24 protein-coding genes are annotated in these 19267 nt (G+C 36.7%); 8 read left to right on the plus strand and 16 right to left on the minus strand.

The window, feature by feature from the left end:
- Positions 1–151 precede the first annotated feature (151 nt).
- Both QE429_RS18970 and QE429_RS18975 read right to left on the minus strand, forming a co-directional pair.
- Entirely contained in the window at positions 152–631 is a 480-nt protein-coding gene (locus QE429_RS18970) for a hypothetical protein (RefSeq protein ID WP_307289239.1), read from the minus strand.
- Positions 632–784: 153 nt separating this feature from the next.
- Positions 785–2362, minus strand: coding sequence for a peptide chain release factor 3 (locus QE429_RS18975; protein ID WP_307289240.1), 1578 nt, complete (start codon positions 2360–2362; stop codon positions 785–787).
- 188 nt (positions 2363–2550) lie between these two features.
- Here QE429_RS18975 and QE429_RS18980 point away from each other — a divergent pair, with 188 nt between their 5' ends.
- The 3 genes from QE429_RS18980 to QE429_RS18990 all read left to right on the plus strand — a co-directional run bounded on the left by QE429_RS18980 (position 2551) and on the right by QE429_RS18990 (position 5381).
- Complete coding sequence (locus QE429_RS18980; RefSeq protein ID WP_307289241.1) at positions 2551–2802, plus strand: hypothetical protein; 252 nt, start codon at positions 2551–2553, stop codon at positions 2800–2802.
- A 129-nt stretch (positions 2803–2931) separates the two neighbouring features.
- Positions 2932–4671, plus strand: coding sequence for an AAA family ATPase (locus tag QE429_RS18985; RefSeq protein ID WP_307289243.1), 1740 nt, complete (start codon positions 2932–2934; stop codon positions 4669–4671).
- 239 nt (positions 4672–4910) lie between these two features.
- Entirely contained in the window at positions 4911–5381 is a 471-nt protein-coding gene (locus QE429_RS18990; RefSeq protein ID WP_307289245.1) for a YkvA family protein, read from the plus strand.
- A gap of 12 nt (positions 5382–5393) precedes the next feature.
- Here QE429_RS18990 and QE429_RS18995 read toward each other — a convergent pair whose 3' ends face one another.
- From QE429_RS18995 to QE429_RS19005, 3 genes are all read right to left on the minus strand, one after another.
- Positions 5394–5942 (minus strand): cell wall hydrolase, encoded by a 549-nt coding sequence (locus QE429_RS18995; protein ID WP_307289247.1) that lies wholly within the window; start codon positions 5940–5942, stop codon positions 5394–5396.
- A gap of 165 nt (positions 5943–6107) precedes the next feature.
- Positions 6108–6254, minus strand: a complete 147-nt coding sequence (locus tag QE429_RS19000) for a YjcZ family sporulation protein (protein WP_307289249.1) — start codon at positions 6252–6254, stop codon at positions 6108–6110.
- A 22-nt stretch (positions 6255–6276) separates the two neighbouring features.
- A complete protein-coding gene (locus QE429_RS19005) occupies positions 6277–6381 on the minus strand; it encodes a YjcZ family sporulation protein (RefSeq protein ID WP_144562660.1) in 105 nt (34 codons plus the stop codon).
- Positions 6382–6620: 239 nt separating this feature from the next.
- On the opposite strand from QE429_RS19005, the gene QE429_RS19010 reads away from it, so the two are divergent.
- Positions 6621–7457 (plus strand): glycerophosphodiester phosphodiesterase, encoded by an 837-nt coding sequence (locus tag QE429_RS19010; protein ID WP_307289251.1) that lies wholly within the window; start codon positions 6621–6623, stop codon positions 7455–7457.
- 17 nt (positions 7458–7474) lie between these two features.
- Here QE429_RS19010 and QE429_RS19015 read toward each other — a convergent pair whose 3' ends face one another.
- Together QE429_RS19015 and QE429_RS19020 are read right to left on the minus strand one after the other, a co-directional pair.
- Positions 7475–8308, minus strand: a complete 834-nt coding sequence (locus QE429_RS19015) for an undecaprenyl-diphosphate phosphatase (protein ID WP_307289252.1) — start codon at positions 8306–8308, stop codon at positions 7475–7477.
- A 137-nt stretch (positions 8309–8445) separates the two neighbouring features.
- Complete coding sequence (locus QE429_RS19020; protein ID WP_483862229.1) at positions 8446–9636, minus strand: response regulator transcription factor; 1191 nt, start codon at positions 9634–9636, stop codon at positions 8446–8448.
- 285 nt (positions 9637–9921) lie between these two features.
- On the opposite strand from QE429_RS19020, the gene QE429_RS19025 reads away from it, so the two are divergent.
- Genes QE429_RS19025 through QE429_RS19035 form a run of 3 tightly spaced genes read left to right on the plus strand, consistent with a single transcriptional unit; the run spans position 9922 to position 11606 of the window.
- A complete protein-coding gene (locus QE429_RS19025; protein WP_307289254.1) occupies positions 9922–10533 on the plus strand; it encodes a DUF6230 family protein in 612 nt (203 codons plus the stop codon).
- A 38-nt stretch (positions 10534–10571) separates the two neighbouring features.
- Positions 10572–11012 (plus strand): DUF6114 domain-containing protein, encoded by a 441-nt coding sequence (locus tag QE429_RS19030; RefSeq protein WP_307289255.1) that lies wholly within the window; start codon positions 10572–10574, stop codon positions 11010–11012.
- 33 nt (positions 11013–11045) lie between these two features.
- Entirely contained in the window at positions 11046–11606 is a 561-nt protein-coding gene (locus tag QE429_RS19035) for a hypothetical protein (protein ID WP_307289256.1), read from the plus strand.
- A 42-nt stretch (positions 11607–11648) separates the two neighbouring features.
- On the opposite strand, the gene QE429_RS19040 is transcribed toward QE429_RS19035, so the two are convergent.
- The 4 genes from QE429_RS19040 to phaQ all read right to left on the minus strand — a co-directional run bounded on the left by QE429_RS19040 (position 11649) and on the right by phaQ (position 14141).
- Positions 11649–12809, minus strand: coding sequence for a coiled-coil domain-containing protein (locus QE429_RS19040; RefSeq protein ID WP_307289257.1), 1161 nt, complete (start codon positions 12807–12809; stop codon positions 11649–11651).
- Between the two features lie 310 nt (positions 12810–13119).
- Positions 13120–13494: a hypothetical protein gene (locus tag QE429_RS19045; RefSeq protein WP_307289259.1), complete on the minus strand. Its 375-nt coding sequence runs from the start codon at positions 13492–13494 to the stop codon at positions 13120–13122.
- A gap of 34 nt (positions 13495–13528) precedes the next feature.
- The gene (locus QE429_RS19050; RefSeq protein ID WP_307289260.1) at positions 13529–13720 is read right to left on the minus strand and encodes a hypothetical protein; all 192 of its coding nucleotides are present in this window, start codon (positions 13718–13720) and stop codon (positions 13529–13531) included.
- Positions 13701–14141, minus strand: coding sequence for a poly-beta-hydroxybutyrate-responsive repressor (gene phaQ / locus QE429_RS19055; protein ID WP_307289261.1), 441 nt, complete (start codon positions 14139–14141; stop codon positions 13701–13703). The genes QE429_RS19050 and phaQ overlap by 20 nt, the downstream gene beginning before the upstream one ends.
- 148 nt (positions 14142–14289) lie before the next feature.
- On the opposite strand from phaQ, the gene QE429_RS19060 reads away from it, so the two are divergent.
- Positions 14290–15072 (plus strand): alpha/beta fold hydrolase, encoded by a 783-nt coding sequence (locus QE429_RS19060; protein ID WP_307289263.1) that lies wholly within the window; start codon positions 14290–14292, stop codon positions 15070–15072.
- Between the two features lie 199 nt (positions 15073–15271).
- Here QE429_RS19060 and QE429_RS19065 read toward each other — a convergent pair whose 3' ends face one another.
- The 5 genes from QE429_RS19065 to QE429_RS19085 all read right to left on the minus strand — a co-directional run bounded on the left by QE429_RS19065 (position 15272) and on the right by QE429_RS19085 (position 19236).
- Complete coding sequence (locus QE429_RS19065; protein WP_307289264.1) at positions 15272–16330, minus strand: alpha/beta fold hydrolase; 1059 nt, start codon at positions 16328–16330, stop codon at positions 15272–15274.
- Positions 16331–16351: 21 nt separating this feature from the next.
- Positions 16352–16834, minus strand: coding sequence for a coiled-coil domain-containing protein (locus tag QE429_RS19070; RefSeq protein ID WP_307289265.1), 483 nt, complete (start codon positions 16832–16834; stop codon positions 16352–16354).
- A gap of 25 nt (positions 16835–16859) precedes the next feature.
- Entirely contained in the window at positions 16860–17501 is a 642-nt protein-coding gene (locus QE429_RS19075) for a hypothetical protein (RefSeq protein WP_307289266.1), read from the minus strand.
- 102 nt (positions 17502–17603) lie between these two features.
- A complete protein-coding gene (locus QE429_RS19080; RefSeq protein ID WP_307289268.1) occupies positions 17604–18557 on the minus strand; it encodes an AMP-binding protein in 954 nt (317 codons plus the stop codon).
- The gene (locus QE429_RS19085) at positions 18535–19236 is read right to left on the minus strand and encodes an AMP-binding protein (protein ID WP_307289269.1); all 702 of its coding nucleotides are present in this window, start codon (positions 19234–19236) and stop codon (positions 18535–18537) included. Before QE429_RS19085 ends, QE429_RS19080 begins: the two co-directional genes overlap by 23 nt.
- Positions 19237–19267 lie beyond the last annotated feature (31 nt).

A 19267-nucleotide genomic window follows, 5' to 3' on the forward strand; every position in this document is an offset into this window, starting at 1 on the left:
TTATTTTTACAATCCTTTTACATCCCTCATTTTTTTATTATTGCGATCGCTATTTCACTACATTAATACGTTACAATTGTTACAGTTTTGGGGGTTTCCTAAAAAATTTCCAAAATAAAAAGCCTTAAACCAGATTATCTGATTTAAAGCTTCATCCATCTAAATTCTTATTTTTGCTGAAAAAGAATAATAAATATTTAACAATGAACCCAATGACTAATCCTGGAATTAAGAAAAGCATGGGTAAAAAAACAGGGCCAGGATGAACATGAAAAACAGTCACTTTAGGTGATAGCATTAAGCCAACAGTGACAAAGTAAGCGCATGAAACGAATGGCAAAAATGAATATCTTTCATTCTCCGGCATAGCGGCACGATAACCATCCCACATTGAAAACATATAAAGACAAGGATAAAACATAAGCCATTGGTAGTCAATTACAGCTTCAGCCTGTTCAATTTTACCTAGGAAGCTGTACATTATGGCTAGGTTAAAGTTGCTCATTACATTCACAAGTATTTCTAAGAAAACAAATAAAATCCCTTTAATAAACTGTCCTATGATTAATTGGCTGAAACCTGGGAAGGCAATATTCCATAAAACGGCCTCTAATCTGCTCATCTTTTTCATAATGTTATCCCGCTTCTTTAGGCATTTTTTTAAGTAAATAACTGTTCAATTTAGCTTATCCAGTCTAAGGTCAAAATAAAAGGCAGAACAAAACTTTTCCCAAGTATATGGAAAAAACAGCGAAGAAATTTCCCCGCTGTTTTAAATAAGAATCTATTCGTGCTGATCCATTGGATTATATAGTTTAACTGTTGGATTTTTCTCCTGGAACCATCTAAGGGCGAATTCATTTTCAAATAAAAATACATAATGGTCGTAACGATCTTTTACCAGCATGCTACGAGCACTCGATAAATTCTCGTCAACTTCACCTTCCACCCAACGGGCAATCTTAGAACCCACTCGTTCCATTAAAACTTCTGCGTTATATTCATTTCTCATTCGATGTTCAAAAACTTCAAATTGCAATTGACCTACAGCGCCTAGGAGGTATTCTTCCATCCTAACAGTCTTAAAGAGCTGAATCGCTCCTTCTTGAACAAGCTGCTGAATACCTTTATAAAATGATTTTTGCTTCATTACGTTTTTCGCAGAAACCCTCACATACAATTCAGGTGTAAACTGCGGCAATCTTTCATATTGGAAATTATCTTTACCAGTTGTCAGTGTATCTCCAATTTGATATGTCCCCGTGTCATACAATCCAATGATATCTCCACTAACTGCCTCATCCACTGTATTTCTTTCTTCAGCCATAAAGGAAGTAGATTGAGAAAGCTTGAGCTGTTTCCCTAGTCGTGGGATATTGACAGTCATTCCTCTTTCAAACTTACCTGAGCATACACGAACAAAGGCAATTCGATCACGATGTGCAGGGTTCATGTTAGCTTGAATCTTGAATACAAATCCTGAAAATTGTTCTGCTAATGGATCAATTTCTCCAACTGAAGAATTACGTGCTTTCGGTGGCGGAGCAAATTGCAGGTAGGATTCAAGGAAAGTCTGTACCCCAAAGTTTGTTAAGGCACTTCCAAAGAATACAGGGGTAAGTGCACCCGCAGCAATTTTCTCAGCTGAGAATTCATTACCAGCTTCATTTAGTAGCATGATTTCATCCAATGTTTGATCGTAAAGTCCAGATGATTTTAACGGATGATCACCAGTAATTTCCCCCTCATCATTTAATGGGATAAATCGCTCATCATCACTCACACGGAACTGTTCCACTCGATTGTTGAATCGGTCATAGATACCAAGGAATTCTTTCCCCATTCCAATTGGCCAATTCATAGGATAGGATTCAATTCCTAACACCTCTTCTAGCTCTGCAAGTAGCTCTAGGGGGGCTTTACCTTGACGATCTAACTTATTCATAAATGTAAAAATAGGAATACCGCGCATACGACATACTTTGAAAAGCTTGAGTGTTTGTTCCTCAATTCCCTTAGCAGAGTCCACAATCATCACTGCACTGTCAACAGCCATTAAAGTTCTGTAAGTATCTTCACTGAAATCCTGGTGACCAGGTGTATCCAGAATATTAACTCGGAATCCATCATAATCAAACTGCATCACACTGGAGGTTACGGAAATTCCACGTTGCTTTTCAATCTCCATCCAGTCACTCGTTGCAAACTTACCTGTCTTCTTCGCTTTTACAGTCCCTGCATCACGAATGGCTCCACCAAATAATAATAATTTCTCCGTTAGTGTCGTTTTTCCGGCATCCGGGTGGGAAATAATCGCAAATGTCCGGCGCGACAATACTTCTTCTTTAAAATTGTTACCCATCTTGTCTTCCTCTCTTTTGACAATAAATAAATTTTTTGTCCATAAGTTCAATCTTATCTCTCAAACGTGAACTTTGCAATATTTCAATTCACCAGCAAAGATTATTTCTTTTATCAAAGTAAGGAAAAGAATATAATGTAAGTGAACGGAAATAAATTACCGTTAAATGTTCGTACTCGGGAGGAACCATGGATACTACAACAATTGATTTAGACTTATTACGAAAAGCGTTTGAAGCTGTCCTTGTACAGAATAACGTGTCCTTCAGTAAAATTGGAATTGCAGAAGAAGGCGACCAACTATTATTTTTGTATGAAGGAAAGGACGAAAAAGTTCATGTTTTTAAATGGAGTAAAGCATCAAGTGTGGGAGTAAGTATTGGTGTACTCGCTCAAAGTGTATTAATGCCAATTATTCCTCATCTTCGCTTATTATCTTAATTCATATACACTTACCATCACCATGGTAGGTGTTTTCTTTTATCTCCTCTCACTTCCACCGATTTCCACATCCATTTTATTGGAAAATACCCTATAATTAAGTATGAATTCGAGAAAGGAGATGCACATATGAACCGAAGTAAAAAAATAGTTTCAAAGCTTATTCCGCTAGTGACAGCGTTATTAATTATCATCTCTGGCATCATTTGGTTTATTCAATCGACTAATAGCCAAACGACAATCCCTTTCTCTTCCGTAGAAGAAACAATAAAAGCACAAAAGGGAAAACCCGTTAACTTAACCGAACAACCAGACGGTAGTTTATATATAAAAGCAGGAAATGAAGAGTACGTATCCCATGTACCACCTAACAGTCAAATGGTGGATAAGCTGATAGAAAAATACAATATTGAATATTCTTATACCACTAGCAGCCGATATGGAAAATGGGTAATGCTAGGTGTTATTTTACTATTTACCGGGGCAGCTATTACATTGCAAAAAAATAAAGGTGGTTTCGGCCTTCGTAACTCGATGAAAAGCAGTGTGGCTAAATCTCGTCCATTGCCTACTATTTCATTAAAAGATGTAGGTGGGCTTGGTGAAGAAATGAAAGAGGAAATACTGCAAACACTTTCTACGTTAAAGGAACCTGAACGGGCATTAAAATTAGGTATTAAACCTCCAAAAGGTATCCTACTTTACGGACCTCCTGGGACTGGTAAAACATTATTAGCACAAGCAATTGCTCGTGAACTGAATGCATCCTTTTTCTCTTCAAGTGGATCTGCCTTTAATGAACTTTTTGTTGGAGTTGGTGCGAGTCGAGTTCGCTCCCTGTTCCAAGCAGCTAGAAAACAGGCACCAGCAGTAATATTCATAGATGAAGTGGATGCTTTAGCCGGAAGACGTAAAGCTCATGGTGGTGAAGAAGCAGAAAAAACTCTAACGGAACTACTTGTACAGCTTGACGGAGGCCATATAAATGATGGGATCTTATTTGTTGCTGCAACAAATAGAAAAGATATGTTAGATGAAGCCTTTCTTCGTCCCGGAAGAATAGATTTTTCTTTCCATGTACCACTACCAGATACAAGAGGAAGAAAAGAAATTATTGAAATCCATACTAGAGGGAAATCACTAGCTGAGGATGTTTATGCTTCTTTAGATGATTTAGCAGAAAGTACATCAGGCTTCTCGGGAGCAGAATTACAATCCCTCTTTGAAACCGCAAGCAGACGTGCGGTTCGAAACAATCAGGAAGTCATCAAAAGACAAGACCTTGATTATGCATTAGATCGAACCATTTTAGGAAGTACGTCTCGTTCCTTAAAGGATCAAGCAACCAAACGGAGAGTTGCGATACACGAGGCTGGACATGCAATAGTCGCATCCTTAACAAAGCCTGGTTCTGTTAGAAAAGCAACAATTATCCCACGTGGAGAAGCTCTTGGTTATGTTGCACCTATCCCCCAAGAGCTCCATTTGTCCACACATTCGGATTTACTTGACCGTGTAGCCATGGTGTTAGCAGGCGGAGTAGCAGAACGGTTGTTATTAGGCGAACATAGCATCGGCGTTAGCGGTGATGTACAGCAGGCAAAACAACTAATTGAACAAATGGTTGATACTGGCTTACTCGAAGATGGTTTTACTTTGACTTTTAATAAAACTGACAGAGAAGCTAAAATGCAGGAGCTATTTGCAAAAGGCTTAGAAAAAGCAGAAACTCTGATTCAAACTCATTATGATCAGTATCAGCAATTAGTTGATGCATTATTAAAGAAAGAAACACTAGAAGGTTCCGAAGTAGAAGCCATTGTTTGGAACTCCACGAAATCAATAACTGAAGAACTTGTATTAGCCTAAAAGAGACTGACTTTAGTTAGTCTCTTTTTTTTTTAGGATGTGTTAAAAAGCAGTGTTGACTTATACATCCTGTTGATTGGAGCGGAAGGCACGAAGACTCCTGTGGGGTATGGTTCAGGGGAGATCCCGCATACGCCAGCGTCGAGGAGGCTCGCCGAAACACCCACGAACCGCTCGTGCCTGGAGAGGAAATCGACAGGTAAGTTTAACAGAGACTTTTTTTAAAGAAGTTTTGATTTATGTGTTACGTGGTAAACTATAGGGAACTTCAAATAAGGGATGTGAAAGGGTTGTTAGGTAAAAAGTTCCTAATTGAAAAAGAACAGAAAGTATACAATAAGGAAGCAAGTAATTACATCGACAATCCGAAAAAAATTTCAGGATTGCTGAATAAGGCCATAACCAAAGCAAATTTGCGGTATAAGGGCCTAGGGGAAGCACGCGAAAAACTGCAGTTATTATTTGACTTGATAAAAGCTTACTCTAAAGGTGAATATAAAGATGTTTCCAAAAGTACAATTATTACGGTTATTGGAGCCATTCTCTATTTTGTATCTCCATTTGATTTCGTTCCTGATTTTGTGATCGGACTTGGGATTATCGACGATGCAGCCGTGATTGGCTATACCGTTAAAAAGATAGCTGGGGAGCTAGAAGCATTCCAGCAATGGAAAAATCCAAAAGCAATAAATAAAACCCCGCTTGAATAAGCGGGGTTTTCCTTAACTGGCAAATCGATGGTTGCCTATTTCTTCCGTAACCGGTCTTGTACGAAGCCATTTACTGTCTGTTTGATCTGGATTAAAAAAATAAAGAGCTTTAGTCACTTTTCCATCCTTCTCAATCGCTTCTTCTACAGCTTTTTTAGCTTCCTCACCTGCCGGTTTATTAATCATGCCATTGTCAACCGGTTGAAATTGTTTATCTTGATAGATGACCTGCTGAATAGAATCTGGAAATTGTTCATTATCTACTCGGTTAAGCACAACCGCAGCGACAGCAACCTTACCTTGATAAGGTTCTCCCTTTGCTTCAGCTGTTACTAACCTAGCTAACAAGTCCTTTTCTTTCTCCGTAATTTTCATTTTTTTTAATTCATCTTTGGAATTACCGTATTGTACAGAGATTTCTCTTAGTGTTTCACGTTTTGTCACTTTATGAACCTTAGTAGGATCTATATTTTTAGCATCTACGGTTAGAGGTACATTAGCATAATTCAGCAGGATGAAGAAGACAACGACAGATAATAAAAAAGAAATCATTCGTTTCATTATATGTCCCCCTTTATCCATTTCATTTTTTCAACCAACTAACCGTAACATGAATAGCTGTCATGTCCAACCACAAAAACTTTCCATGGAAAAAAAGGAAAAGCAAGGAAGCATCCTTGCTTTTCGTATGAGGCAATATGAATACCTCAATTTATTTTTCATTGACTACCATCTAAAGCAAGCTGCACCTACGATAATTAAAAGAATGAATAATACAACGATTAAAGCGAATCCACCGCCAAAACCGCAACCTCCATATCCGTAACCACCGTAGCCACAGCAACCTCCACCATAACCATATCCACCAAACATTTAAATTCCTCCTTATTTTATATTAATAGAATCCGCAACCCCAAGAAGCTCCGATAATGATTAACAAAATAAATAAAACGACTAGTAGGGCAAATCCGCCGCCATAGCCACCTACTGCACCAGACATTTACATTACCTCCTTTTCTTAATTCCTTATATCTATATTCACCTAGATAAAAATGTGCGATAGACATATATCCCTATTAGTACATTTTGTAAAAAAAGAATAAGCCCATATTTATGCTCGAGGCAAATGTCATTTGTGTATGATTGTCCCTTCGTTATATGGATTCTCTATACAAAGTTGACTTTTTCCTGCAGATTCCTTACCATGGTTGACATCAAACTTAGTTAGGGGTCAATTCATTGAGATCATTTGCAACCATTATAATTTTAATTTTTATGGTCGCTTATCGAATCGGAAAAAAATTATCCAAGGGTGGGAAAGGTCAATCGCTGATTAAAATTGGCCACCGGGGAGCAGCCGCATATTGTCCAGAAAATACTTATGCTTCTTTTAATAAAGCATTAGAATTAGGGGTAGATTATCTTGAACTCGACATTCAGATGACAAGAGATGGGGAAATTGTTGTAATCCATGATCCAACGGTTAATCGAACCACAAATGCAAAGGGAAGAGTGAAGGATTTTACCTTAAAAGAAATACAAAAACTCGATGCAGGCAGTTGGTTCCATCCTACATTCTCAAACGAAAGAATCCCTTCATTTTCTGATTTCCTCGATACGTATGCTGGTAAAGTGGGATTATTAATTGAATTAAAAAAGCCCTCTTTGTATCCAGGCATTGAAGAAAAGGTTGCCAATGAACTATTGAAGAGAGGACTTGCTACAGGGGAAGAAGATCAAATTATTGTTCAATCCTTTGATCAAAGTGCAATGAAAAACTTCCATCACCTCCTTCCAAAAGTACCAATTGGCATTTTAGTAAAGAAGGCAGCATTGAACGGTTTGTCACATAAAGAACTTTCATCCTACTCAAATTACGCTACCTATGTAAATCCAAAATTGACAATGGTTAATAAAAAGCTCATCCGAAAAATTCACCATTATGGTTTTAAAACCATGATTTGGACAGTGAATCGAAATAGTGATATTCGCCGGTTAAAGCATTTCTCTGTAGACGGAATGATAAGTGACTATCCAGATTTGCTGTCCAATAAAAAAGACAGCTCACCTTATTAGGTATGAGCTGTCTTTTTTTATAGGAAAACTACTAGATAGATAACTATAGCAAGTACAATGCGATACAAAGCAAACGGCATTAACTTAATTTTATTGATCAGTTTTAAGAAAAAGCGAATCGATAATAACGCAAAAATAAAAGCACTAATGAATCCAGCAATAAAGAACGGAAGAGCATCCAAAGTCATGTATTGCCAGTTCTTTAACAACGAAAGCAAACTTGCCCCAGCCATAATCGGTACAGCCATAATAAAGGTAAAATCAGCTGCTGCTCGGTGGCTCATTCCCATTAATACACCGCCTGAGATGGTTGAACCTGAACGGGAAAACCCTGGCCAAAGCGAGAAGCATTGAAATAACCCAACAGCCATAGCTTGTCCATAAGATATTTGATCAACTGTTTGTGCTTTAGGATTCTTAGGTCCAATTAAATCAGCAAGAATCATAAACACTGCACCAATAACTAACCCAATTAATACAGTAGCCGTGGAAAATAAATGATCATCAATATAATCGTTAAAGAGTACACCTAAAACTCCAGCGGGGATTAATCCTACTATTACATGGGTTAATTTAAGACGACTTTCTTTCTTTTCATGTCCTTTTCTAAATCTGCCTAATCCCAACAAGTCAAAAAAACGTTCCCAAAAGGTAACAACAACTGCAAGAATAGATCCAAGCTGAATAACCACCTTAAAGGTATTGGCTCCATGTTGTGTTAGAAATTTTTCAGATTTAAGCCATAAATCGTCAACAATGATCATGTGTCCGGTTGAAGAAACAGGTGCGAATTCTGTAGCACCTTCCACTAGACCAAGAATAATAGCTTTAATATACAAAAGTAATTCCATGTTGTTAAATTCTCCTAACTTTTTTAATGCTAAAAAAATATAGTTATGACAAATAACTCTCCTATTTTACTCATTAACCAATTGAATAGCAATAATTTTTTTGAAAATAATACTGTCACTTTTCTATTCTATAACGTTTATTGAATAATTCCCAATCTTATTGCCTTTACTGCTACTTCCGTTCTATTTTGTGCGTTTAGTCTTTTCATGATATTAGATATGTAATCCCTAACTGTAAACTCACTTAAATAAAGCTTTAAAGCAGCTTCCGCAGTGGAAGCACCTTCAGCCAGCAGTTTAATAATTTCAATTTCTCTAGGTGATAAGGATATCGAATCCGCTTCTGTGTATTTTGGTTTCTTTATATCTGCTCCAATAAATTTTGATAAGAGTTCTCCTGAGCTTTGCCCAAACTTCATCAATGCCGGGAATAAGCTTGTATCTACCGTAAACTGTTTTCCGGGACCTTTATCTAGAACGACACCACCAATTATTTTCCCTTCTTCTGGTACATAAATTGGGACTATCATTAACGATGTGAGTCCGAATTTTTCTACGTATTTTCCAGGGAGTGCATTCTCGGCGACAGGAATATAAATAGGCTGAAAATTTTTCATTTCATGTCCCTGTGACTTTAACTTCACAAGACTCTCATTAAGAACTGGAATATTACTAATTTTTTCGGCAATCGCCTGAATCTCATTAGTATCTAAATGGTGACCAAACAGCCCCACCCCAACACTTTCTTTATTAGTAAACTTAAAAAGGGCACATCGCTCAAATGGAAGAAAATAGCCAAAGCCAAAGGAAATATTTTCAACTGATTCCTGAAAGTTTTGCGATCGAATAATCCACTCATTAAATAAAATAACTGCATCTTTCCAAATACTTGATGTCTCCTTTTCGGATTGAAACAGCATCACTTCACCAATCTTTGAAAATAAATAATGGACAGAAGGATGTAATTTAGAGGAGTAGACGATTCTAGATTTTAATACCTTATGGGCCGCGTTTTCCAACAGGTTTAAATGAAAAATTAACGCTTCAGGTTCCGGATTCCTCCCGAAATGAGAATACCAATCATCTTGCAGTTCACTTAACATTCTATAGATATCAAGCGTTTCATCATTAATTAACTGAAAAAATTTTAAAAGAGACTCACTAATAAATTCAAAAACAGCAGTTGATTTTTTCTTTGTATTTTTAAGGGATTGGAGCATTAATCTCCACTCCTCATTAAGGTCTATTTGATATTGATATAAAAGTTTAACAGCATCTTTTAAAAGATTATCCAAATGGTGGTTTAAAGACCTCGACAATACACACACTCTCCATTCAATGAACATCTACGCTGTTATTTTTTAGTAATAAAACCATAGATTGTATCTATACATAATTCCGTTAATCACGTCAAAATTCCTGCTAATATTCGATGAATTTCTCTATTTCGCAGGATAATATTCTTATAAAAACTCCAAAAAACAGGTAAAACTTCCTACAAATGTAGGGATTTCTAAATTTACAAACTTATCATAAAATTGTGACGAGTAGTGTAAGCATTTACATTTTTACTGCTTACCCTTTCAAAAAATGAATTAAAAGGAGGAAAGAGAATGAATTTAGCAACAGAAACAGTCATTATTGGGGGACAAACGGTAAAGAAAAGGCTTTTATTTGCATTATTAGGTGGATTTGTATTCTTTGGATCATTACTTGGACTGTTTGGAGTAACTGGCGTAGCCGCCGCTGTACCTCTAAGTGGTGTTGGGGAATTTACTGTAAGTTTCGATAAAATGGTAGGAAAAGACTTTCAATTACTCGGCGGAATGGCTGATAGTGTTTCCCGCAAAAATAATCCTGTTGCTGTAAATAAGATTCAACACGCTACTATATATGGTTTAGAAATTTCAAAAGAAATTACAATCCCTGGACTCCCTACATTCAGAGTAGTGATTGAGTCGAAAAATCCTGATAGCCCAGTTGAAATTGACGGGTTATTACAAAAAGCTACGGTTGTTACAGGTGATGCTGTGTTTACTAACATGGAAATGAAAGAAACATATGTTGCTGATAAAGATCCATTAACACAAGCAGCTGAGGGCTTCACTCAAAGTGCAAACACAATTACTATTAACAAAGGTGTTTTAAAAACCTTATACCTCTGGCAGGATAAAGTATCATTATCTAATATGAAAGTGTTCTTTGAAATTCCAGACAAAAATTAACCATAACCACCATAGAAAATTGAGTAAGGATGATAAAAATGAATTCTACTTATTCAAAACGTGAGCGGTTTAAGAATTGGAGAGCAAGGCGCCCTTTTTGGGGGGCGACCTTGTCATCCCTTTCAGGACTAATCATTTTATACGTACCAGCACAGCTTTATGAACTTGCAGCAACCCCCGGTAGCACATTGTTTGCAGGCTTCTTTCTCGGAGGCTTAACACTGCTAATGGGCATTTTGGCATTTTTTATGCCTAGGTTAACAACATTGCTTGGAATATTAGCTATGTTCGCGGCAGTTCTTTCCATTTTAGGTGCATTAGGAGGGCTTTTCATCGGAACCATTCTCGGAATAATTGGTGGAGCAATGATGATTGCTTGGAAACCTGAGATTGCACAAAGGGAAACAAGTATACAATCACAACCTGATCAAATAGCTGAAAAAGAAGTGGCATCTGGAAAGGACGTTTTACCGGATTAAAATTTGATTGCATTCGCAGAAATGGTGATGGCTTTGAAACATAGAAACAGTACTTATAAAATCCTAATTATTTTGATTACTACATTAGGCGGATTACTTTTCTTAACAAAGGATAGTTATGCTAGTAACCCAACAGTAGTTGGATTTATCATTGAAGCTAGCAAATTGGAAGGAACACTACAAAATCCAGTGATGACTGTTGGTAATACTGCTGTTGAAAAAAATCGTTCCATGTTGGAATTAAAATTTGAAAACCTTTCATCAGAGGACTTAGTGATCAGAAAAATAATTAAAACCTCAAATGGCTTGGTCACTACCACTATGACTTCTAAAGAAAAAATCATTTTCCAAAATCTAACTTTATCCGTGACCAACGCAGAATTCAGCGAACCTTTTGTCCCTGAAATCGGAAACATTGGTCTAAAACACGTAAAACTTTTAGCACATAATGTGAAAACAGAAAGCTCTCACCTCCCCCAGTTTCAACTAAGTTTTAATGAGGGCGGCCAGGTGGAATTAGAACCAAAAAGTGAGGCGGAGCTTCTTCAAATGAAAGCAGGTTTAGAAAAATTAATTTCAAATACTAATCAATAAAAAGAAGCGATGCTATAGAAAGCATCGCTTCTTCCATTTACATTAATCATTAATAATTCTCATTACACGTCCATTAAATTTTTTCTGATAGTAGCCTTGTGTCATATCGGCAATGGCAATACCTGTCGAGCTTTGTGAACCAATGAATTTTCCACCGCCAAGATAAATCCCTACATGCCCATCTATTTTATATGTATCAAAGAAGACCAAATCGCCTGGGCGTGCCTCACTAACTGCAACCCTTGTTCCAGTATCCTTTAATAAATCTGTATGTGGACCTACTTTAATTCCTGCTTGTGCAAACGCCCAAGCTACAAATGCAGAACAGTCAAATCTTCCCTGAGAAATATCGTACTCATTTCTCCCCCCTCCAAAAACATAAACAGAATTGCCAATATACTTTTCTCCTGAATGGATCACCATATTTATTGCTTCATTGGATGTTGTAGGTATGGCAAGATTTAAACTAAACGTATTCGCTTCTAAAGGATTATTTAAATCTGTAGCAAGTGCAGTATCTTTCTGAACTAATTCAGCCTTCTCTACTAATTTTTCTTGCTCTCTTTTTTTTAACTCTTCTTTTAAAGCATCATTCTGTTGTTTTTGTTCTAAGATTTGCGACTGCATTCCTTCGAGTTCTATTTTTAAATTTTTTAAATCACCTAGTTTTTCCTCTACCAGCGCTTGTTTCTTTTCAAGCTCTGCCTGTTCTTCTTTATGTTGTTGTATTAGATCCTGATCGGCCTCTACGATGGTGGCAACAGCACCTAATCGGTCAACAAAATCACGAAAGCTCGATGACCCTAGTAACACATCAAAATAACTAACATTTCTTCCACTCACCTGTAATGCCAATGCTCTCTTTTTTAATACTTCATTTCTTTTAGCCACTCTATCCTTTGTGAACGTAACCTCCTGTTGCAACATTTCCACTTCCAACTGAGTGGATTTTACTTTTCCTTCAGTTTCGGCAATCATATTACTATTATCCATGATCGCATGTTCGACCCTATTAATTTGCTCTGAAATTTTTTCCAATTCATTTTGAACTTGTAAAAGTTCCTCATTATTTTTGGAAATCTCCGTTTGTACATCCGAACGTTGCTCCTGAATTGTGGTTATTTCCTCTGCCTTAGTTTTTTGTGTTGGAAAGATGCATATGGTTATTATCGCCGCACTGACTACTACTACCTTTTTAATCAATGGTTCCCCCTGCCTCTTTTTTAAGGAGTTTTTACTCATCTGACAATTGCTTTTTACAAGAAAATATTTACAAGATTTTACCAATATCATCCTATTTAGAAGTATATCACCAAATATTGTCACATTAGTTATGAATTTATTACATTTATATTTCAATGGTAATTTTTACGAATATATTTCGAAAAAAGTACAAAAATGAAATAAAAATAACCACAATCTTAACTATTTAATAGTGATTGTGGTTCTTGCTTCTGTATAGAATTTTTACGAATATCAATGTTGTTTATAGCTCCTTAAGTTCTATTTTAAATCACGGCGTTTTAACAAGTTCTTTAATACTGTTTTTTCCCCGTTCGACAAGATTTAAATGAGTATTCCTAGCAAGTTTAATATATTCTTTTCTTACCTCGAACCATGCGTGTCTTCGTTCGCGGGAAAATGCAATGCTAGATTCGGCATTTTTTTCAAAGCTATCTTCCAAACGATCAACCATATGGAAAATAGATTTAATTGGAGTTAATGCCAATTTTTCTAACTGCCCTGATACTTCTTTTAACTGATTCTTAAGTTCTTGACGGTCATTAGAGAAAATTTCTTCATCCATCGGTTCATCCTTAGCAACATTTAATTGATGCATAAATTCTGATACCATTTCTTTGTTTGTTTCCTTGGACTGACTATACAATTTTGCAATTGAAGATCTATATTGCTTATTAAACTTAATAACCCTCTTTTAATGCATTAATATATGCGTCCTCACGATTTTCTCTAAGCTGTTGTACACGCTCACGTGATAATTCAAACTGATCCCAAAATGTGTTAACAAATGAACCTGTTTTTATCGATTCCTCTACTATTGGAGTTGCTTTTTCATCAACAGCTGTAACCTTTTCATTTTTCTTCTGCACCATCGTCCTTCCTCCTCCTTTTTCCATTGTTTTCTTTCTCTATGGGATCCTTCTTTTGAAATGAAGGAATATAGAGCTCAAGGAAACTGGTATACATCTTAAAGAATTGATCTAAGAGGGATTGGTACGTTTCTAGTTGGTTCGCATAGCCTTTTAAATATGTAACACCAGCTTTTGTAATAGAATATCTTCTTTTAGCGGGACCACTCCCAGTTGTATCCCATTCTGATGAAACAAGCTCGTCTTTTTCTAGTTGCCTTAGTAATCTGTATAAATTCCCTTGGTCAAGCGTTTTGAACCCGAATGCCTCCAATTTCTGGCTAAGTTCATAACCATGGAGCGAAACTTTACTAAGAAGCAATAAAATAAATGGCAGCACAAAATTTTTTGATGGATTAACAGCTGGATTGTCTTGGTTTACCATATCTTTATCACCTCACCTATATGTATTTTACACCTATAAGTAATATTTTGTCAATGCAGTAAATAAATATGATTATATGCCAAATTAAAAGGTTTACAATATCCTAAAATTGGTTATAAACTAAATAAAAATGAAAAGGTGGTGTAAAATGGAAAAATCTAAATGGAGCAAAATGGGAATCCCATACTTACATTTTGGAAGTGGAGAACCATTGGTACTTATCCATGGGTTAGGGGAAGTGAAAGAAGGATGGAAAAATCAATTCGAATTAGCTGATCAATTTGAGTTAATTATTCCCGATTTGAGAGGTCATGGTGAGAGTTCAAAAATAGATGGTATTACGATTCACAACTTTGCTTCTGACATTATTGGACTATTAAAAGAGTTAGAAATTGAAAACGCTCACATACTCGGTTACTCTATGGGTGGAGCCGTTGCACAAGAAATTTACCGCCAAGTCCCAAACCTCTGCCGTACTCTCTTGTTGGTTAGCACCTTTCACTATTTCCCCAAAAAGCTGAAAAGACTATTGTATAAAAATCGAAAAGCTAAGTTTGAAGCTGTTACAGTTGCTGGTAAACAAACCGATTTTATTTCAAAAATGGCTCTATACTCATGGAATAAAGAAATGAAAGAAATATTTAACCACTCCTTTCACCCAAAACATCACATATTTCTACAATCCTTGAACACATGTCTGGATGTAAATAATTTGTCCTTACTGCCTAAAATAAACATTCCAACGTTAATCATAGGCGGCCAGTACGACTCTGTATTACCTGTTTGGATTCAAGCATGCATGCACAAGTTGATTTTGCCTTCTGAATTTATTATCATGAGAAATACTGGACATATTGCCAAGTTAGAAGCCAAAGACAGATTTAACAACTTGCTCCGCAAGTTCTTAATTCAGCACAAGTCAGTTGCATAAGAAAAGCGCAAGCGCATTGGTCAGCCCCGAACAGGCAAATGTTCTTCGGCAAGAAAAGTCGCTCTTTGACTTTACTTGCCGAAGGTTATTTGACCCGACGGACTAGGCGCTGGAGCTGGACAATTCTCAAAGTTGAATTTTATACTTTCCTATATTGTAAAAAACGGGAAGGGCAATGTCCTTCCCGTTCCTACTGTATTTAGTGTGAATGAGATGAAAGCCACTGGTCAGCAAATTTAGCAAACATTCCTGTTAAAGCGAGGGAAACATGTCCGCCTTCAAATACCTGATATGTTTTATCTTCACTTGATATCATATTCATAATTGGCACACTTTGCTGTTCTAATACTAGAGTATCTCTCGATGTCGAAAATACAAAGGTTGGGCACTCAATATTTTTTAAATCTACTTTCCTGCCACCGATTTCTAATTCACCTTTTAGTAGTTTATTATCTTTGTAGAAATCATTAAATAACTGTTTGAAGGCTGCACCTGCAAATGAAGCAGTATCCTTTGTCCATTTATCCATCCGTCGCCATTTTTCTACATACTTAGGGTCATGTGCCCGGGTTATTAGGTTAACCCAAGGACTGATATAAACGGGTGAAAGCCCTCTAAACATGAGGTACATATATTCCGATGGAATAACCCCATACACATCAGAAAACCGGTTAAAGTCCATCACACCCTTTTGTAGTCCTTTTAACCACTTATGCGGAACAATCCCCACACTAAAATCAATCGGAACGGTTGCAAGAACTAAATTTCTGATTGGTAGTTTTGTAATAGAGGTAAAGATGGCTGAAATGGTTCCTCCTAGGCAATAACCAACCATCGAAATACCCTTTGCTCCAGAATGCCTAAGTGCCCGCTTTACCGCATTTTCTAAATAATCAATAATATAATTATCAAGGGTAATCTCACGATCTTCATATCCTGGTGAACCCCAGTCTAAAAAATAAACATCATAGCCTCGCTCTGTTAAACCACCCACAACACTACTACCCTCACCAATGTCTAAAATATATGATTTATTTAACAGGGAATAGACTAAGAATATAGGAATTTCATATTTTTTATTTTTAGCAGGATGATAATATAAGGTGGATTTATTCTTTTTCCAAATAATCTCTCTTGGTGTCGGAGTAATATCTGGTTTAGGCTCTGTAAGAACCTTATATACTTGATTCCATCTTGCAGTTTCTTTCTCTATATCGAGCTGGGGAATAAAATTAGGACCCGGTGCTTTTACTCTCATCCTCATTCTCACCTTTCAAGTTTATTTAGATGCGCCAACACCTGAGAGCTCTAGCTCTTTTACTTTATCTTTTTCTTTTCCTTTTCCTTTTGCAAGAATAGTTTTTATGGATGCAAGTTCTGCTCTAATATCCTTTATTTGTGACAACTCTTGATTAACGGCTTTAAGAACTTCTAAGTACTCATTATTAAGTGAACTCATGCTATCCTGTAAATTCCAGATTTGTTCCTCTAATTTATCTATTTTCTCTTCGGCTTGAATAGAAATCTTCGCTACATCTGCCACATCTTTTTTCGTCGGTATATTCATTATGCCAGCCATTACCTCTTGGTTTTTTCTTAATAGCTCCATATATCGCGCATGGCTTTCGGTACCGGTTTTCATGAGGCGGACAAACTCATTGTTGTCCGTCATCATATACAAAAGACCATTTAATTGCTTCTCCCACATTTCACTAATCCGCTTAACGCCCTCAAATGGGTCATACGTTTTATCTTTAGTCATATTGCATCTCCCCTTTAAGCTATCGTTAAAGTTCTTCGGTTTTTTCTAAATATTTATTAAGTGGAAACATAATCGTTTTTATTTGTCTCGCAAAAAGGTTGACAAAGCCCCTCTGACTTTCATAAATTAAATTCCCTACTTGTTTAACAGCATGAATATATCGCATCCTACCTTTTTTCCTCAATGAGATGTATTGGTCGATCATTTCTATATCTTTATCCATTGTAAAATAGCTATTAACCGTATGACACGGTGCATCAAGAATTGACATTGTTTTCTTTTGGATTTTATCAATCTGAGCATTTATTTCCTCATAAGATCGAATCGGAAAAAAATGCTGAAGACTAGTCGTAGACATTAGGAATTCCTCTCGTGCCATTCTCTCCCATTCAGCAAATTCTTTATTAAATTTTTCTATTATCTCCTTTACGTTTCCCTGATTTCTTTTTATACTCTCAGAGAATAACTTTGCTTCTTTTAACAATACTTCATCGCGAAAATCAGCCCGTTTTGCCCATTCATCTAGTTCTCCAAATGCATGCCGCCATAGTAAATCCAAACTGGAAAGCTGTTCTAGTTCGTCATATTCTAGTTGTATCTCTTCCTTTTGTTCCAAATCCTCATTGGTTTCTTGTGATTCTGTTTCTTTATTTGCCAAATTAATCACGTCCTATATTATTAAATTTTAATTTTTGAATATTGAATTTTTCTAAGATGGATTATTAATAGAAAACTTTGAAGTAGTTCATGTGGGAGTTTGATATTGTGGTTAAACATGTAGTTGTTCTTCTTCTTTTCGTAACATCCGTCTCAAGAATTTACCTACGGATGATTTTGGCAGTTCATCAAGGATTTCGATTTCTTTTGGAACCTTATAGGGGGCTAAGTTAACTTTAGCAAATTCAATTAATGTTTCGGGCGTAACAAGAATGCCTGTCTTTAATTTTACAAAAGCTTTAACCGTCTCCCCTCTGTAACTATCTGGTGCACCGATCACAATGGCTTCCTCCACTGCCACGTGCTGGTAGAGCACTTCTTCGATTTCACGTGGATAAACATTATAGCCGCTGGCAATAATAATATCTTTCTTACGATCCAAAATGTAGAAGTACCCATCTTCATCCATTTTTGCAATGTCTCCAGTGAAAAGCCAACCGTCTCTTAAGACCATTTCCGTATCACCAGGCCGTTTCCAGTAGCCCTTCATTACCTGCGGTCCACGTAGGATTAATTCTCCTGCTTCCCCAATTGGGACATCTTCAATACCATGAGCAGTTTGTGTTACAATTCTAGCTTCAGTGCCTGGCAAAGGAATACCAACGCTTCCTAATTTTCTTGGTAAGAATGGTGGTGTAGAGATTGCCGATGGAGCCGTTTCTGATAATCCATACCCGTCTGCCAATCTTACTCCAACTCTTTTCTCAAAGGACCTTACCTGCTCAACCGGAAGAGGTGCTCCTCCGCTGCTTAAATAATAGATATCTCCTAGATTACTTGCCTCTAAATCTGGGTGACTATTAAAAGCGAAAATCATTGTTGGGACTGCTGTCAGTTGAAATGGTTTTTCCCTTTTAACCAGTTCTAATACTTCATTCACATCAAACCTAGGTAAAATTAGCTGGTTACAGCCAATCCTAATGGCAGAAAGTGCATTACACGAAAGTCCATACACATGGAACATCGGAAGCACACTCACAATTTTAAAAATTTTCAGGCTTCTCATCCACCGCATTGTAGGTAAAATCACATACCTGAATGATATTTGCTAACAGGTTGTGATGGGTAAGCATAACCCCTTTAGACACTCCAGTTGTCCCACCAGTGTATTGTAATATGGCGACATCCTCAGCTATATCAATCGGAATTTCAGGAATGACATTATCATGTGTAAGGAAATCCTCAAAGTAAACATCTCCATCAGCCAGTTGAATTCTATTAGCACCAAAACCAACAACAATAATCCTCTCTAAAGAAGTCTTTGGTTGCACCCTCTTTACTCTTGAATACAAATCCTCAAATACAACCATATATTTTGCTTCAGAATCATTTAACACATATTCTATTTCTCTTTCGACGTACATCGGATTAACTTGAACAGAAATTGCACCTAGCCTAAACCCTGCAAAAAGACTAAATATATAATGAGGGCAGTTTGGCAGCATTATGGCGAGACGTTCTCCCTTTTTTAGACCAATCCGATATAAAGAGGCAGCAAACCATTCAGAGATCATTTTGGTTTCCTTATAGCTCCAAGACCTTCCATAAAAAGTAAGGGCAGGTCTTTCATTGTGAATATTGGCTGCCTGCTTTAATAGATCAAACAATGAATCGTACTCAACCGAAACCGTTTCACTAATCCTTGGGTCGTAAAATTTTAACCATGGTTTTTTTTGATATTCCAACTTATTCCCCTCCTCATTATTCTTTCAGGTT

This window comes from Bacillus sp. SORGH_AS_0510 (assembly GCF_030818775.1).
GTDB lineage: Bacteria > Bacillota > Bacilli > Bacillales > Cytobacillaceae > Neobacillus.

Bases quoted from the DNA above. Each gene is read 5' to 3' on its own strand.
- QE429_RS18975 (WP_307289240.1), bottom strand. From the start codon at position 2,362: ATGGGTAACAATTTTAAAGAAGAAGTATTGTCGCGCCGGACATTTGCG.
- QE429_RS19025 (WP_307289254.1), top strand. From the start codon at position 9,922: ATGAATTTAGCAACAGAAACAGTCATTATTGGGGGACAAACGGTAAAG.
- QE429_RS19060 (WP_307289263.1), top strand. From the start codon at position 14,290: ATGGAAAAATCTAAATGGAGCAAAATGGGAATCCCATACTTACATTTT.
- QE429_RS18995 (WP_307289247.1), bottom strand. From the start codon at position 5,942: ATGAAACGAATGATTTCTTTTTTATTATCTGTCGTTGTCTTCTTCATC.
- QE429_RS19070 (WP_307289265.1), bottom strand. From the start codon at position 16,834: ATGACTAAAGATAAAACGTATGACCCATTTGAGGGCGTTAAGCGGATT.
- QE429_RS19080 (WP_307289268.1), bottom strand. From the start codon at position 18,557: ATGAGAAGCCTGAAAATTTTTAAAATTGTGAGTGTGCTTCCGATGTTC.
- QE429_RS18980 (WP_307289241.1), top strand. From the start codon at position 2,551: ATGGATACTACAACAATTGATTTAGACTTATTACGAAAAGCGTTTGAA.
- QE429_RS19065 (WP_307289264.1), bottom strand. From the start codon at position 16,330: ATGAGAGTAAAAGCACCGGGTCCTAATTTTATTCCCCAGCTCGATATA.
- QE429_RS19005 (WP_144562660.1), bottom strand. From the start codon at position 6,381: ATGTCTGGTGCAGTAGGTGGCTATGGCGGCGGATTTGCCCTACTAGTC.
- QE429_RS19050 (WP_307289260.1), bottom strand. From the start codon at position 13,720: ATGGTGCAGAAGAAAAATGAAAAGGTTACAGCTGTTGATGAAAAAGCA.
- phaQ (WP_307289261.1), bottom strand. From the start codon at position 14,141: ATGGTAAACCAAGACAATCCAGCTGTTAATCCATCAAAAAATTTTGTG.
- QE429_RS19000 (WP_307289249.1), bottom strand. From the start codon at position 6,254: ATGTTTGGTGGATATGGTTATGGTGGAGGTTGCTGTGGCTACGGTGGT.
- QE429_RS18990 (WP_307289245.1), top strand. From the start codon at position 4,911: ATGTGTTACGTGGTAAACTATAGGGAACTTCAAATAAGGGATGTGAAA.
- QE429_RS18985 (WP_307289243.1), top strand. From the start codon at position 2,932: ATGAACCGAAGTAAAAAAATAGTTTCAAAGCTTATTCCGCTAGTGACA.
- QE429_RS18970 (WP_307289239.1), bottom strand. From the start codon at position 631: ATGAAAAAGATGAGCAGATTAGAGGCCGTTTTATGGAATATTGCCTTC.
- QE429_RS19015 (WP_307289252.1), bottom strand. From the start codon at position 8,308: ATGGAATTACTTTTGTATATTAAAGCTATTATTCTTGGTCTAGTGGAA.
- QE429_RS19030 (WP_307289255.1), top strand. From the start codon at position 10,572: ATGAATTCTACTTATTCAAAACGTGAGCGGTTTAAGAATTGGAGAGCA.